The 14,520-nt window shown below is 63.9% G+C and carries 12 protein-coding genes and 1 pseudogene; 8 read left to right on the forward strand and 5 right to left on the reverse strand.

The window, feature by feature from the left end:
* From A5695_RS06750 to A5695_RS06760, 3 genes and pseudogenes are all read right to left on the reverse strand, one after another.
* On the reverse strand, nt 1-548 hold a 548-nt coding region (locus A5695_RS06750; protein WP_197515380.1), incomplete at its 3' end, for an enoyl-CoA hydratase/isomerase family protein.
* A gap of 9 nt (nt 549-557) precedes the next feature.
* Nucleotides 558-1,768: pseudogene (locus A5695_RS06755) on the reverse strand (acetyl-CoA C-acetyltransferase).
* Nucleotides 1,769-1,930: 162 nt separating this feature from the next.
* Complete coding sequence (locus tag A5695_RS06760) at nt 1,931-3,178, reverse strand: acyl-CoA dehydrogenase family protein (RefSeq protein ID WP_068079385.1); 1,248 nt, start codon at nt 3,176-3,178, stop codon at nt 1,931-1,933.
* Between the two features lie 277 nt (nt 3,179-3,455).
* On the opposite strand from A5695_RS06760, the gene A5695_RS06765 reads away from it, so the two are divergent.
* The 4 genes from A5695_RS06765 (at nt 3,456) to A5695_RS06780 (ending at nt 6,515) form a co-directional block, all read left to right on the forward strand.
* The gene (locus A5695_RS06765) at nt 3,456-3,908 is read left to right on the forward strand and encodes a nuclear transport factor 2 family protein (RefSeq protein WP_068079350.1); all 453 of its coding nucleotides are present in this window, start codon (nt 3,456-3,458) and stop codon (nt 3,906-3,908) included.
* Nucleotides 3,909-3,922: 14 nt separating this feature from the next.
* Nucleotides 3,923-4,432, forward strand: a complete 510-nt coding sequence (locus A5695_RS06770) for a ketosteroid isomerase-related protein (protein WP_068079351.1) — start codon at nt 3,923-3,925, stop codon at nt 4,430-4,432.
* Nucleotides 4,433-4,524: 92 nt separating this feature from the next.
* A complete protein-coding gene (locus A5695_RS06775) occupies nt 4,525-6,030 on the forward strand; it encodes an aldehyde dehydrogenase (RefSeq protein ID WP_068079352.1) in 1,506 nt (501 codons plus the stop codon).
* Between the two features lie 11 nt (nt 6,031-6,041).
* Nucleotides 6,042-6,515 (forward strand): hypothetical protein, encoded by a 474-nt coding sequence (locus tag A5695_RS06780; RefSeq protein ID WP_082945884.1) that lies wholly within the window; start codon nt 6,042-6,044, stop codon nt 6,513-6,515.
* A 102-nt stretch (nt 6,516-6,617) separates the two neighbouring features.
* On the opposite strand, the gene A5695_RS06785 is transcribed toward A5695_RS06780, so the two are convergent.
* Nucleotides 6,618-7,811: a LuxR C-terminal-related transcriptional regulator gene (locus tag A5695_RS06785; RefSeq protein ID WP_068079354.1), complete on the reverse strand. Its 1,194-nt coding sequence runs from the start codon at nt 7,809-7,811 to the stop codon at nt 6,618-6,620.
* Nucleotides 7,808-8,779 carry a LuxR C-terminal-related transcriptional regulator gene (locus tag A5695_RS29435; RefSeq protein WP_068079355.1) on the reverse strand — a complete coding sequence of 324 codons (972 nt, stop codon included), beginning with the start codon at nt 8,777-8,779 and terminating at the stop codon, nt 7,808-7,810. The genes A5695_RS06785 and A5695_RS29435 overlap by 4 nt, the downstream gene beginning before the upstream one ends.
* Before the next feature lie 365 nt (nt 8,780-9,144).
* Here A5695_RS29435 and A5695_RS06795 point away from each other — a divergent pair, with 365 nt between their 5' ends.
* The 4 genes from A5695_RS06795 (at nt 9,145) to A5695_RS06810 (ending at nt 14,519) form a co-directional block, all read left to right on the forward strand.
* On the forward strand, nt 9,145-10,020 hold the full coding sequence (locus A5695_RS06795) for a nitronate monooxygenase family protein (protein ID WP_231974741.1): 876 nt from the start codon (nt 9,145-9,147) through the stop codon (nt 10,018-10,020).
* Between the two features lie 154 nt (nt 10,021-10,174).
* Nucleotides 10,175-11,773 carry an acyl-CoA carboxylase subunit beta gene (locus A5695_RS06800; protein WP_068079357.1) on the forward strand — a complete coding sequence of 533 codons (1,599 nt, stop codon included), beginning with the start codon at nt 10,175-10,177 and terminating at the stop codon, nt 11,771-11,773.
* A 5-nt stretch (nt 11,774-11,778) separates the two neighbouring features.
* Nucleotides 11,779-13,764, forward strand: coding sequence for a biotin carboxylase N-terminal domain-containing protein (locus A5695_RS06805; RefSeq protein WP_068079359.1), 1,986 nt, complete (start codon nt 11,779-11,781; stop codon nt 13,762-13,764).
* Nucleotides 13,761-14,519, forward strand: a complete 759-nt coding sequence (locus tag A5695_RS06810) for an enoyl-CoA hydratase/isomerase family protein (RefSeq protein WP_068079361.1) — start codon at nt 13,761-13,763, stop codon at nt 14,517-14,519. Before A5695_RS06805 ends, A5695_RS06810 begins: the two co-directional genes overlap by 4 nt.
* The last annotated feature ends 1 nt before the right edge of the window (nt 14,520 follow it).

Genomic DNA, 14,520 nt, shown 5'->3' on the forward strand with positions numbered 1-14,520 from the left:
TCCTTGGCCTTGTCCGGCCTGAAGCGGGTGCCCTGCGAGAGCACCTCCATGAACGCCTTCTGGATGCCGAACATCCGCACGGTCCGGGCGACCCCGCCGCCGCCAGGTAACAGACCGAGGGTGACTTCGGGGAGCCCGATCACCGAGCCTTTGACGTCGGCAGCGATGCGGTGATGACACGCTAATGCCAGCTCTAAGCCACCGCCGAGGGCGGCGCCGTTGATGGCGGCGACAACCGGCTTGCCGAGGGTCTCCAGCGCGCGTAGATCCTTTTTCACAGCCTCGACCAGATCGAAGGCGGCTTGGGCGTCTTCCGGGCCCAGCGTGATCATCCATTTGAGGTCACCACCAGCGAAGAAGGTCTTCTTGGCACTGGTGATCACCACACCGGTAATCGAATCGCTCTCAGCGCCCAGCCGCTCCACGGCCTTGTGCATGGAGGCTGCGTAAGCCTCGTTCATCACGTTTGTCGATCCGCGCGGGTCATCGAGCGTCAAAGTGACGATCCCGTCGGCGTCCTTGCTCCACTCAATAGTGTTGTCTGCCATTGCGGTTCCTTAGACTCGTTCGATAATGGTGGCGACGCCCATGCCGCCGCCGATGCACAGCGTGATCAGGGCGCGACGGGCGTTGCGGCGCTCGAGTTCGTCGACCATGGTGCCGGTGAGCATCCCGCCGGTGGCGCCCAAGGGGTGGCCCATCGCGATGGCGCCACCGTTGACGTTCAACTTGTCGTCGGGTATGTGCAAATCCCGCTGGTATTTGAGTACCACCGAGGCGAACGCCTCGTTCAGCTCGAACAGGTCGATATCGTCGAGCGTGAGACCGGCGCGATCAAGCACCCGCCGGGTGGCCGGCTGTGGTCCGGTGAGCATGATCGTGGCATCGGCGCCGCTGGTTGCGGTGGCCACGATGCGCGCCCGGGGCGTCAATCCCGATGAGGAACCAGCTTTTTCGGAGCCGACCAGGAGCAACGCGGCCCCGTCGACGATCCCCGAGCTGTTGCCGCCGGTATGGACGTGATTGATCTTCTCGACCCAATGGTAGCGCTGCAATGCTACGTCGTCGAATCCGGCTTGTGCGCCGAGCTTGTCGAACGCGGTCTTGAGTGTTCCCAAGCTCTCGATGCTGGTATCCGGGCGCATATGTTCGTCGTGATCGAGGATGGCCAGGCCGTTTTGGTCGTGCACTGGCACAACCGATTTGGAGAAGTAGCCACCGGACCAGGCGGCGGCGGCTCGTTGCTGGCTACGCATGGCGTAGGCGTCGACGTCCTCGCGGGTGAAGCCTTCGATGGTGGCGATCAGGTCGGCACCGATGCCCTGCGGGGCGATGAGATGGTCGTAGGTGAAGGTGACGTCGTTGAACATCGCGCCCCGTCCGAGAGCATCGGGACACGGCTCATCGATTCCACGCCGCCGGCCAGCACCAGGTCATCCCATCCGGAGCGGACTTTTTGCGCTGCAATGTTGAGTGCCTCCAGGCCCGAGCCGCAGAACCGGTTGAGTTGCACACCGCCGGTGGTATCGGGCAGTCCTGCAGCCAGTGCAGCCGTGCGGGCGATATCCCCACCCTGATCGCCAACCGGGGTGACCACACCCAAGACGATGTCGCTGATCAGAGTTTCATCGAGGTCGGGGCAGCGGCGGCGCACTTCGTCGATGAGACCCACGACCAGGTTGAGTGGCTTGATCTCGGTCAACGACCCGTTGCGCTGTTTGCCGCGAGGGGTGCGGATCGCCTCGTAGACGAAAACTTCCTCGGCCATCGGCCATCCTTTCCAGGCTCGTGTGCCGCAACGCGTGGCGGCACACGGATACGGCGGGTATGCCGTTCACTCGAAATGTGCACTGGCACTGGTTACTTTGCGTTTGCACGGGGCCAGCCGCCGTCGCGGGACTCGTCGACGGCGGCCAGCAGTGGGTCCGATCTACGCTTGTGGCGCGGCGGCGGTTTCCTTGTTGAGCAGGAATTCGCCGATGTAGGTGCGGGTTTGGTCGGCGTTGAGCGGCTGGAACATGGATGCCGCAGAATCGCGGTACAAACGCTCAAAGATGGTGCCCCTGCGGAATGAGGAACCGCCCACCATGCTCATGGCGTGTCGGGCCATGTGCAGCACGTTATCGGCGATGAAGGTCTTGGCCAGGCCCAGGTACGGGAACCGAAGTTCCGGATCCCACAGTTTGTCTTTGCCGTCGAGCAGGTCCTGGCAGGTTTGATGCAGGACGCGCCGCGAGAATTCCACCCGAGACGCCATGTCGCCGATGCCGTCGATGATGTGTCCGACTTTCTTGACCTCGGTGTCGGCGGCGACGATCGCGCCGAACGTGGCCCCCAGGTGCTTCTTCGACAGTGTTTTGACGGATTCCTCGAGGATGCGCTGCTGCATGCCGTAGTAGATGCTGGCGAACATCAGTGACGCCCATTCCAGGACACCGAAAGCTCCCGCGCGCCAATCTGAGACAAAGCCGTCCTCGGGCACAAAGTAGCCGTCGAACACGATGGTTTGGGTTCCGGTGGCGTGCATGCCCAGTGCGTCCCATGTCTTCTCAACGCGGATGCCGTCGCCCTGCAGGTTCTCATCGAGCTTGAAATCGCCGATGAAGAGCTTTTCCGCAGCGACGCGGCCGTCGAAGGTGTCGGGCAGGTTGCCGTCGGCGTCGGTTTCGGTGGCATTGGTGGTGATGATGTCGGCGGCTTCGCACAGGGTGCCCCAGGTCTTCTTGCCGTAGAGCCGCCAGCCGCCCCCTTTTTGCGGGACCGCCTGCATGTCGGCGAGACCGGAAAAGCCGGCGCGCTGTTCGGAGAAGGGGCCGAACATCAGTTCGCCGTCGGCGACGCGGCCTAGCCAGTACTTGTTCTGCTCCTCGCTCATCAAGTTCCCGGCTATGCCGACCATGATGTAGTGCATGTTGTAGGCCAGCGTGATCGCCGAGTCGCCGCGCGACAGTTCCGAGACCACTTTGGACACCTGCAAGATGTTGCCGCCGGGCCCACCAAACGCCTTGGGTACCGGCAAGCCGCCCAGTCCGGAGTTCTTGAATACCTCGATTGAGGGGTAGGCGAAGGTGTTCTCCTGGTCGTAGCGGGGGCCGATCTCGCGAAAAAGCTGCGAGACCTCCTGCGCTTTGGCGAACCATGGCCCGAAATCCTCGTCGGTCAGGTCCTGTTGCAGCATCTCCCACTCCATTTCGTTCTCAGCGTTTGTCGCGCGCTTCATGTCGTGGAGCCGATGCTGCTCTGTTTTGGCCCCGGTGCACACCCCTCACAGGGGGGAACTCGCTCCAACATCGGGGAGGACAACGTCGCTCGTGGCGCCCAAATTCAGGCGTTGTCAGGCGGCTGTCTCCCCCCGACGGGCAATCCGTTTCCCCCTGTCGATAGTGGTAGGTCCAGGCGTACTGCTAATAGCGTCGAGGCAGCCGTGTACCACTCCAGTGAGGAGACCGCCTGTTATGAGCCACGCATTTGCCGTCAAGTGGTTGAAGGCTTTCCGGGAAAGCGCCGAAGCCGTCGTCGCTCTCTATGCCGACGACTTCTTGTTCGAGGACCCCATTCTGGGTCAGTCCATCACGTCCAAAGACGAACTGCTACGAGTGTTCGCGCCCTACGCCAACAAAGACACCGAAAATGGCATCGGCATCAACAACTTCCGTATCGATGAAGTCGTCGGCGATGACAAGGCCGCCATCTACCGCTGGACGTGGCAGGCTCCCAGCGCGGTGGCCTTCGTCGGAGTACCCACCAACGGCAAGGTTCCCGGCGCCCGCGGAATCACCTTCCACATCTATGACACCGACGGGCGCATCAAACGCGAGGAGAGTTTCTGGGATTGTGCGACGGCAGTGCGTGATCTCGGTTTGCCGGTGGATCCGGTCAGCGTCTGCAAGCCCGCGGTACTGGTGTGAGAGGGGTCGACACTATGAGTCTGGATACATCACTGGCCACCGCCCACGCGCACGCCTGGACAGCGGCGCTGACTTCGGATACGGCCGCCGCGGTCGACCTCTATGCCGATGATCTGGTCTACGACGACCACGCCGATTCCGACCATATGATCGACACCGCCATCACCAAAGACGAGCTGCTGCCACGACTAGCGCCGTACGCCAATAAGGACGCCGCCAATGGCCTTGGGCTGCATACCTTCACCGCCACCGAAGCGTTTGAACTTGCCGGCGTGGGTGGCAACCCTGCCGTGGTCATCCTGTGGGACTGGTCCGGCCAAGGGCTGGATACCTACCGAGGAGTGCCGACCCAAGGAAAGACGTTGAGCACCAGGGGGATCACCTGGCACCAGCTCAACGCCGACGGCAAGGTCGAACGCGAAACCACCTACTGGAACGACACCCCGGTGCTGCAGGGACTCGGACTGCCGATTGTGACCCCGCAGTACTGGGTCGAAGGATTCGATCCGTCGTCACTGACCTGATGACTCCCTCGGGGTCGCACAGCGTGATTACTTCTGACATCCAGGGCTCAACCGCATTCCGATAGATACGACGCCGCAGCAGAGGACCGCCCATGACTCGCCACTACCTGATGTATATCGACGGACAGTGGATCGACTCCGAGGACCGCTACGAGATCCGCAGTCCGGCAACAGAAGAGTTGGTGGCCACCGTCGCCAAAGGCTCCACCACCCACGTGGACACAGCTGTCGCGGCGGCCGCGCACGCCTTCGAGGAAGGCAAGTGGCGGCACACACCGGTGGCCGAACGTGCCGCGCTGATCAACACGGTGGCCGAACGTTTCGGTGCGCGCACCGACGAATTGGCCGCGCTGCAGTCGGCGGAGAACGGCGCGACCATCCGCATCACCGGTGCCCTGCACGTCGGGCTCTCGGTGGCACAACTCCAATATGTGGCGGCCATCGCCCCGGGTTACCCGTGGGAGACATCGGGTCCGCCGATTGAACCGGTTCCTGCCGAGGGGATCGTGGTCCGCGAACCGCTGGGTGTGGTCGCCGCCATCGTGCCCTGGAACATTCCTCTGTTGACCGCGGTCTGGAAGATCGGGCCGGCCCTGGTCGCCGGGAACTCGCTGGTGCTCAAGCCCGATGAGCATGCGCCGCTCCTGCTGTTGGAACTCGCCGGCGAATTCGAGGCCGCGGGCCTGCCCCCCGGTGTGCTCAATGTCGTTACCGGCGATGGCGACACCGTCGGGGCGCATCTGTCCGGCCATCCCGACGTCGCCAAGGTCGCGTTCACCGGTTCAACAGCCGTCGGCAAGAGCATCCTGCGCCAGTCGGCCGACTCGATCCACAGGGTCACGCTGGAATTGGGCGGCAAAGGGGCCAACATCATCCTTGACGACGCCGACATCGACATGGCCGTCGACGGAGCCCTATTCGCCTGCATGGCCAACAACGGCCAGGCCTGCGAGGCGGGCACTCGGCTACTGATCCCCCAGAGCCGCCGCGACGAGATCGTCGACAAGCTGGTCGCCCGCGCACAAACGCTACGCGTCGGTGACCCCCTGAATCCGGCCACCCACGTCGGCCCGATCATATCCGGCGTCCAGCGCGACCGAATCCTCGAATACTTCCGTATCGCGGCTGAGCAGGGCGCCACCATTGCCCTGGGCGGGCGGGCACCGCAGGGCCCCGCCTTCGCCAAAGGCTATTGGATCGAACCCACCATCATCGTCGATGTCACCAATGACATGCGGATAGCACGCGAAGAAGTGTTCGGGCCGGTGCTGGTTGTATTGACCTACGACGGTGTAGACGAGGCAATCACGATTGCCAACGACACCAATTACGGTCTGTCTGCCGGGATTTGGGGCAACAGCGAGGCGGAGACGTTAGAAGTCGCACGCCGCCTGCAGGCCGGCATGGTCTGGATCAACAACTGGCACGTAATTCACCCGGCCTACCCTTTCGGCGGCGTCAAGCAAAGCGGACTGGGGCGCGAGGGGGGACCCCACTGCATCGACGAATACGTTGAGGAGAAATTCATCGCCCTTGACCGCTCGGGAGGCATTGAAAACAAGGCCTTCGCCATCGTTATCGACCCCGCCGGACAGTGAACTCCGCCACTATGGGCACGCCCGATGGCCACACGATTGATATCGACCTCACCTATAGAGCACCGCTGCGACTCGGGATCGCCGATGGCGCGCGCGTCTGGCTGCACACGCCCGGCGATCTCACACGGGTGCGCGCCAGCGACATGCGCCACCTCGCCCGTGAAGCGGCCGCGGCACGCGCCGAGCACCCTGACCGCGACGTCGTGGTCGACATCCACGTTGTCGTCGCCGCCGAAGCCTCGGCGGCGCGCGCGGCTTTGGCCGAAACGGGGGAGTCGCCCCCCGCTGACACGCTGTCCTACGTTGGCACCGCTCGCGGCCTGGCGGGGTTGGTGGCCGACTTGTACGCACTGCGTATCACCGACGGCGCCATGCTGATTCCGCTGCTCGGCCCGCGCATGGTCGAACGCCTGCGCAGCGAGGTGTTGCCTCAATTGCGGACCTTGCTGCCCGCCGAGCCCAGCCGTCAGCCCCGCCCTGCCTGAGGATAGGAGGGCAGCGGCGCGGACAACGGCCCGGTTTTGCTGTAGTCCGACAGGGTCGGCTGGTGGATGGGTTGACCGGCCGGGGCATTGCCGGTCGGGTGATCAGCGTTCGCTAAGCGCCCAGGCGATCGCTTGAGCGCGATTGACGGCGCCGTATTTGCGAAGGATGTGTTTGACGTGTGATTTCACCGTGCCCTCGGTGATGACGAGGCGATCAGCGATGTCCTGATTGCTAGCTCCGGTGATCATCAGGTCAAAGACCTCAGCTTCGCGCTCGCTGAGTTCGACCGCGGGCCGGCTCACCGGACCTGATGACCTGGCGTCGGTCCCGGCGGAATCCGAGCATTCGCCGAACTGTGACACGTCCAGATCCGCACCACACAGGTCATCGATGCGGTCGACCGCGCCAAAAAACAACTCACGCACACTGTTGCGGTGGACTTGCAACCGTTCCATCAAGACAGCCCGCTCATAGATGTGCGCGAACCCATCGGCGAAGGCCCACAACACATCGCGGTCTGCTTCATCGACGCGCCGTGGCAGCGGGTGATGATCGGTATGGAGAAACCCGATGACATCTTTCCCGTGTATGAGAGGCGCCAGGACATAGGAACGCGACCGGCCTGCTTGGACAATCAGTGGCCGATAGACAGGCGCGTTGGCTGTGTCATAAACGATCGACGGGCGCCGCCGTGACACCATCTCGGCTTCGGGTGCGGTCGCGGCGAGTGGGACACTCTGGTTGACCCAGTCGCTGAACCATGACCGTGTCTCCTTGTTGTCATCACGGTTGTGCAGGATCAACGGTTTCCAACTGCCGTTCTCCAGCTTTGATATCACCGCACGGTGAAAGCCGCACCGCGCCACCAACTCTTCGCAGGCGCCCTCTATTAGTGCCGCCGACGATGGCATGCCACGCAGCCGGCCTAGCCCAGCTGCACAGTCGGCCAGGCGACGGCTGCGCATTGCCGTCTGGTGCAGATAGAAATCCATCGCCAGCTGCTGTAGCTGCAGGATCAGATCGCAGAGCCGGCGTGCTCCGGTCACATCGTGGCCGGGGGTGTCGCGCAGCCGCTCGACACAGGCATGGGTCAAGATTGAGACGGCTTCCGCCGAGCGCGCCGGCGCGGCCCATTCGAGATCCGGCAACGTAATTTCCCGGGCGACAGCGAGATTGGCGCCTTCGCGTAGCGCTTCGAGCCTGTCCATGAGCTCGATCTCGCCGGACCACCATTCAGACCGGGTCCGTGCGCCAGGGGATACCCGGTTGCTGTCACTGGCAAAGGAAACGCTCATCGCGGCCGCCGTTCATCGGTGCGGGTTTCCCGCAAGTAGCACGAAATTGCTGCGGCGCGGTTGGCCGTCCCCAGCTTGTGCAGGATGTGTTTGACATGGGACTTGATCGTGCTCTCGGCGACAGTGAGCCGGTCAGCGAGCTGCGCGTTGGTAGCGCCGCTCGCCAGCAAGGTCAAGACTTCGCGTTCGCGACTAGTCAGCCGGGCGAGCCTGGCCCACTCCCGGTGTTGCTCAGTCCGGGCCCGTTCGTGGGCGCCGGCGGTGTTTAGGCTCTCGGTGCCACCGTGAGCACCGAGTTGGAGTTCGGAAACCGCGGTCAGGGCGGGCAACGAGTCCAAAGCCGCCGCGCAGGCCTCGGCCAAGATGGTCTCTTGGCGTTGGAGGCGGTCGGTGAGTTCTGCGCGCTCAATGCAAAGCCCCACTCCGTCGGCGAAGAGGCGCAGCAGGTCGCGGTCAAGCGCTGAGAGGGTCTCGGATTTGGCGGGACGGTCCGCGTGCACGAGCCCTACCACGACCGAGTCCGCGACGACCGGCGCCACGACGTATTCGCATGTGCCGGTGCGGGTGACCAGCGGTCGATGAGTGCGGGGCTCGTTTTGCGCGTCAGTGATCAAGGCCGGGAGGCGACGGCGCACGACTTCGGCCTCCACGAGCGGCGAGGCCAAGGAGATGTGCAGATCCTCGATGACGCCGTCGATTTCGAGAATCGCGTGGCCCGTATCAGTCAGACCGAATAAGGCCAGGGGCGACCAGGTCGAGCCGGTGACGGCCGAGATCATGACACGGGCCCAGGCGCCAGCTTCGCACAACAGCTTGGGCGCCAGACGAAAGACGGCCTGCCCGGTCGTTTGTTGTCGAAGCTCATCCAGAGCGCCAATGAGGTTGCCCAAGGTCTCTCCGAATGCGCCATCGGCCCCACGCGGCGCCGAGGCCACCGGGGAAGACGTCGGGGCCAATTCGTGAGCCATGTCAGCGAAGCTGACGGCTCCTGACGACGGCGGATATTGATCGGCGGTGATCGGTGTGCCCCTTCAAGACAGCGTCAATGCGGATTCAGGTTCACTAAACACCACATTGTTGTGTCACGTGTCACGTTTGTCAAAATCGGTGGTTTCCCACCACAGTTACCCGCTGACATCGCACTGATCAGCTTTTCTGCACCGCGGGGATGGGTCGTCGCCGCGGACTCCTGGATTGTTCGCTAGTTAATGTAGATTTACTACGGATCATCCATGCTGCGGGCCTCTGCGGTCTGCGTTCACCTTTGGGGGTGCCATTGGCGAGCCTGCATCGCTGGTCACATCGGTTGGCCTTGCCGGCCATCGCCGCGCCGATGACCAGCGTCTCGACACCCGACCTGGTGATCGCGGCCTGCCGTAACGGAGTGGTTGGCGCGTTCCCCACCCACAACACGTCGAGCCCGCGGGTGTTGGACACCTGGCTGTCGCGGATGGCCGATGAACTCGGTCCAGAGCATGCGCCGGTGGCGCCTAACCTGGTTGTGCATCCCAGCAACACCCGCCGTGATGCCGACCTGGCATGCCTCGTCGAACACCGCCCCGAACTGGTAATCACCAGCGTGGGTTCGCCGGAGGCGGTGATCGGGCCTCTACATGATGTGGGCGTACAGGTTTACGCCGATGTCGCCAGCCTCGCCCATGCCTGGCGGGCCCTCGCCGCCGGCGCCGACGGCCTGGTTCTGCTGACTGCCGGGGCGGGCGGCCAAACCGGATGGGCAAACCCGTTCGCGTTCGTGCGGGCGGTGCGGGAACAGTTCGATGGGCCTTTGGTGCTCGCTGGTGGGATCGGCGACGGCCATGCCATCGCTGCGGCCCAAACACTTGGTGTGGACTTGGTCTATCTCGGCACCCGCTTCATCGCGACCTACGAGAGCGGCGCCGAGGACGGCTACCGCCAAGCGGTCGTGGCCTCAACGCTGGATGATGTCCGCCTTTCCGATCGTGTCGGCGGTATCCCGGCAAGTCTTTTGGACGCCTGGTTAGTTGCGGCGCAACACCGCGGCATCGCCGAGAGCGTCGAGGCCCCAGGGTTTCGGCACGACAAGCTCTTGAGCAACCAAACGGCCTGGAGCGCTGGACACAGCGTCTCGGGAGTGCACGAGATCTCCAGCGTGCAAGCCGTGATCGAGGTTCTGGCCGCCGACTACCAGGCCGCACGCGCAGGGATGCGGCAACTTGTCGATGACTAGCGGCACGGCGCCGTCCCGTGAGTGCCGGGTGCTATCTCGTTCGGACTCTTCATCTCACCTGTTGGGGGTGGATATCGCCATGCTGAGCGCCGATGACTTTAGTGTTTGGTGATTCACTACCGATTGCGTTTCGGGCCAGTAAGAAAGGAAAACGATGCCCGTCCTCACGTCGGAGGTCGACACTTCGTCGGCGACGTACCAGCGCAACCGCGATGTCCAGTCGGCCGCGGTCGCGTCGCTCAACGAACAACTGGCTCTGGTCGTGGCCGGCGGCGGGCAACGCTACGTGCAACGCCACCATGATCGCGGCCGGCTGCTAGCTCGTGAGCGCATCGAGTTACTGGTCGACCGTGACGGCCCCTTCATGGAACTGTCCGCACTAGCCGGATGGGGGACTGCCTTCCACGTAGGGGCGGCCATCGTGACCGGCGTGGGTGTGGTCTGCGGAGTGGAGTGCATGATCATCGCCCACGATCCCACCGTGCGCGGCGGCACGATGAACCCATTCACCCTGCGAAAAAACTTGCGCGCGTTAGAGATCGCGCGGGTTAACCGACTTCCGGTGGTGTACCTGGTCGAGTCGGGTGGCGCCGATCTGCCCACCCAGTCGGAGTTGTTCGTGCACGCCGGCAAGATCTTTCACGATTTGACTGAGTTGTCGGCTATGGGCATTCCCAGTGTCGCGCTGGTATTCGGCAATTCCACCGCGGGCGGGGCCTACGTGCCCGGCATGTGCGATTACGCGGTGCTCGTGGATAAGCAGGCGAAGGTGTTCCTCGGTGGCCCTCCACTGGTCAAGATGGCCACCGGCGAGGACGCCGGCGACGAAGAACTCGGCGGCGCTGACATGCACACCCGAGTCTCCGGCCTTGGTGACTATTTCGCCGTCGATGAAGTCGATGCAATTCGCATCGGCCGCGATATTGTTGCCCACCTGAACTGGCGCAAGCTCGGGCCCGGCCCGAGCCAACCTGCCGACGAACCTCTCTACGACACCGAGGAGCTCCTCGGCATCGCCTCCGGTGATTCTCGCGTGCCGTTTGACCCCCGCGAAGTCATCGCCCGCGTCGCCGACGGATCACGGTTCTCCGAATACAAGCCTCGCTGGGGCACCAGCATCGCGACGGGCTGGGCCTCGATCCACGGCTTCCCCGTCGGCATCCTGGCCAATACCCGCGGCGTGCTTTTCAGTGAAGAGTCCAAGAAGGCAACAGAATTCATCCTGCTAGCCAATCAGACCGACACGCCGCTGATCTTTCTGCAAAACGTCACCGGGTACATGGTGGGCACCCAATACGAACAGGGAGGGATCATCAAAGACGGCGCCAAGATGATCAACGCCGTCACCAACAGCACCGTCCCCCACATCACCATCAACATGGGGGGCTCCTTCGGCGCTGGGAACTACGGCATGTCCGGGCGGGCCTACGATCCGCGGTTCATGTTCAGCTGGGTCAACGCCAAGCTCGCGGTGATGGGCGCCGCGCAGCTGGCCGGGGTCCTGTCCATCGTCGGTAAAGCCGCCGCGAAGGCCGCCGGCCGTGAATTCGACCACGAGGCCGACGCCATACGCACTGCCGAAATCGAAGAACAGATCGAACGCGAATCGCATGCCTTCTTTGTATCCGGTCGCATCTACGACGACGGCGTCATCGATCCCCGCGATACCCGCTCCGTGCTCGGGATGGCGCTCTCTGCAGCACATTCCAATGTGATAGCCGGCCGCCGCGGCTTCGGCGTCTTCAGGATGTGAGGGACGTGATCACCAAACTGCTCATCGCCAACCGGGGAGAGATCGCCTCGCGGATCATCCGCACCGCCCGGCAGATGGACATCGCCACCGTTGCGGTGTACTCCGACGCTGATCGGCACGCGGCGTATGTGGCCCAGGCCGACGAGTCGGTGCATCTGCCCGGCACCGCGCCCGGCGACACCTATCTGCGGGCCGATCTCGTCCTGGCCGCCGCGGTACGCACCGACGCCGACGCCATCCACCCCGGCTACGGATTCCTCTCCGAAAACGCCGATTTCGCGCGGGCCTGCATCCAAGCCGGTGTCATATTCGTCGGGCCCAGCCCACAAGCCATCACTGCGATGGGCTCCAAGATTGCGGCCAAAGATCTGATGCGCGACGCCGGGGTACCGGTGCTGCCCGGAATCACCATCGAGTCGCAGCGCGACGAAGATCCCGAGACCCTGAACGCGTCCGCCCATGACATCGGCTTTCCCCTCCTCGTCAAGGCCGCCTTTGGTGGCGGCGGGCGCGGCATGCGCATCGTGCACAATGCCGCCGAACTCCTCGACGCGGTACGCAGCGCGCGCCGCGAAGCCGCCTCGGCATTCGGCGATGGCACCGTCTTCCTCGAGAAATTCGTCGAATCCCCCCGCCACATCGAAGTCCAGATTTTCGGCGACCGGCACGGCAACGTGGTGCATCTGGGGGAGCGCGAGTGTTCAATTCAGCGCCGCTACCAAAAGATCATCGAAGAAGCCCCCTCCACCGCCGTCGATGAATCCCTTCGCGCCGAGCTGGGCCGCGCGGCAGTGTCGGCCGGTAAGGCTTTGGACTACGAAGGCGCTGGCACCGTCGAGTTCGTCATGGCCGCCGACGGCGCGTTCTACTTCCTGGAAGTCAACACCAGGCTTCAGGTCGAGCACCCGGTCACTGAGTTAGTCACCGGCATCGATCTCGTGCGCGCCCAGTTACTTGTGGCTTCCGGTCAGCCACTGCCGGACGAGATGCTCGACGTCACACCGAGTGGTCACGCAATCGAAGTCAGGCTGTACGCGGAAGATGTTGCTGCCGGGTTCATCCCGGCTTCAGGTACGTTGCACACGCTGGAATTCCCGGACCTGACGGGCGTGCGCGTCGACGCCGGCTACGCCTCGCACTCTCACGTCAGCACCTTCTATGACCCGATGCTGGCCAAGGTGATCGGCTACGGCGCCGACCGCGAGGAGGCTTGCAACAGAGTCGCCCGGGCGTTGCGCGACAGCCGTATTCATGGCGTAGCCACCAATCGGGACCTGCTCATCGGCATCTTGCGCGAACCGCAATTCCGCGCCGGTGCTATCGATACCGGTTATTTGGACCGACATGATCTCGCCGCTCTGATGCAGACCGACCACCGCGCGACCACCGCGCGCCTGCATGCCGTCGCGGCAGCACTAGCGGCGCAAGCCGGCCGACGTGCCGAAACGGCGGTTCTGCCGGGTTTGCCCTCGGGCTGGCGCAGCCTGGCCAGCCAGCCCCAGCAGGTGTCGTTCACCGTTGGTGACGACCGCTTTGACGTCGCTTACCGTTTCGAGCGCGCAGCGCTAAGCGTCAGCATCGGCGACTGGTGTCCGGACGTCGATGTCATCAGCGCCTCGGCGACACTGCTCGACGCCGAGATCGACGGTGTGCGGCGGCGCTACCGGATAACGCGTCAGGGCTCCATGCATTACATCGACAGCCCGGCGGGTTGCACGGCCTTACAGGAAGTTGACCGGTTCCCCGACCCGGCCGCGGCGACGGAGGCAGGCTCTCTGCTGGCCCCAATGCCCGGCTCCGTGGTGCGCATCGAAGTAACCGAAGGGGCGACCGTCGCGGCGGGCGCCCCCATCATCGTGTTGGAAGCGATGAAGATGGAACACACGGTGCGCGCACCGTCCGACGGTGTCATCATCGCCATCCCGGTCGCGGCCGGCGAGCAGGTCAATTCCGGACAGGTGCTCGCCGTCGTCCACGGGGACGAACAATGAGCGTGACCTACGAGGTGCGCGACGGTGTTGCGTGGCTGACGATCAACAGGCCCGAGGCGCGCAACAGTTTGAACAAGGTCGTGCGCGAAGGTCTCTTCGACGGCGTGCGCAAGTTCAACGCTGATGACACTGCCCACGTGCTCGTCCTGACCGGTGCCGGTGACAAAGCCTTCTGCGCCGGAGGCGATCTCAAAGAGATGTCGAGTGAGCGCTTAGCGATCCCGCCGATCGACTTCGTGCCGCAATTCGGCCGCAACATCCGTGTCGACAAGCCGACCATCGCCGCCGTCAACGGGGCCGCATTGGCGGGCGGTTTCCTGCTTGCCCAGACCTGCGACCTGTGCGTGGCCTCCACAACGGCCACCTTCGCGATCACCGAAGCGCGCGTCGGGCGCGGAGCGCCGTGGGCGGCGCCCCTGTCGCTGATGATCCCGCGGCGCATCGCAATGGAGTTGCTGCTGACGGCCGCGCCGCTGACGGCCCAGCGTGCCTTCGAGATTGGTTTCGTCAACCGGCTGGCCGATCCCGCCGACTTGATCCAGAGCACCCAAGAGTTGGCCCAGCAGATCGCCGCCAATGCCCCCTTATCGGTCGCTGCGGGCAAACAAACGGCTCTGCTGACCGCCGAACAGCCGCTCAGTGACGCCTTCGTCGCCGCCGAACGGCTTTGGGCCCCAGTCTATCTCAGCTCTGATGCCCAGGAGGGCATGGCGGCCTTTGCCGAGAAACGCCGCCCGGCGTGGAAAGGGCGGTAAG

It is taken from the genome of Mycobacterium sp. E1747 (assembly GCF_001667775.1).
In the GTDB taxonomy this organism is placed as follows: domain Bacteria; phylum Actinomycetota; class Actinomycetes; order Mycobacteriales; family Mycobacteriaceae; genus Mycobacterium.

Bases quoted from the DNA above. Each gene is read 5' to 3' on its own strand.
- A5695_RS06810 (WP_068079361.1), top strand. From the start codon at position 13,761: ATGAGCGTGACCTACGAGGTGCGCGACGGTGTTGCGTGGCTGACGATC.
- A5695_RS06780 (WP_082945884.1), top strand. From the start codon at position 6,042: ATGGGCACGCCCGATGGCCACACGATTGATATCGACCTCACCTATAGA.
- A5695_RS06785 (WP_068079354.1), bottom strand. From the start codon at position 7,811: ATGAGCGTTTCCTTTGCCAGTGACAGCAACCGGGTATCCCCTGGCGCA.
- A5695_RS06800 (WP_068079357.1), top strand. From the start codon at position 10,175: ATGCCCGTCCTCACGTCGGAGGTCGACACTTCGTCGGCGACGTACCAG.
- A5695_RS06765 (WP_068079350.1), top strand. From the start codon at position 3,456: ATGAGCCACGCATTTGCCGTCAAGTGGTTGAAGGCTTTCCGGGAAAGC.
- A5695_RS06795 (WP_231974741.1), top strand. From the start codon at position 9,145: ATGACCAGCGTCTCGACACCCGACCTGGTGATCGCGGCCTGCCGTAAC.
- A5695_RS06760 (WP_068079385.1), bottom strand. From the start codon at position 3,178: ATGCTGCAACAGGACCTGACCGACGAGGATTTCGGGCCATGGTTCGCC.
- A5695_RS06775 (WP_068079352.1), top strand. From the start codon at position 4,525: ATGACTCGCCACTACCTGATGTATATCGACGGACAGTGGATCGACTCC.
- A5695_RS29435 (WP_068079355.1), bottom strand. From the start codon at position 8,779: ATGGCTCACGAATTGGCCCCGACGTCTTCCCCGGTGGCCTCGGCGCCG.
- A5695_RS06770 (WP_068079351.1), top strand. From the start codon at position 3,923: ATGAGTCTGGATACATCACTGGCCACCGCCCACGCGCACGCCTGGACA.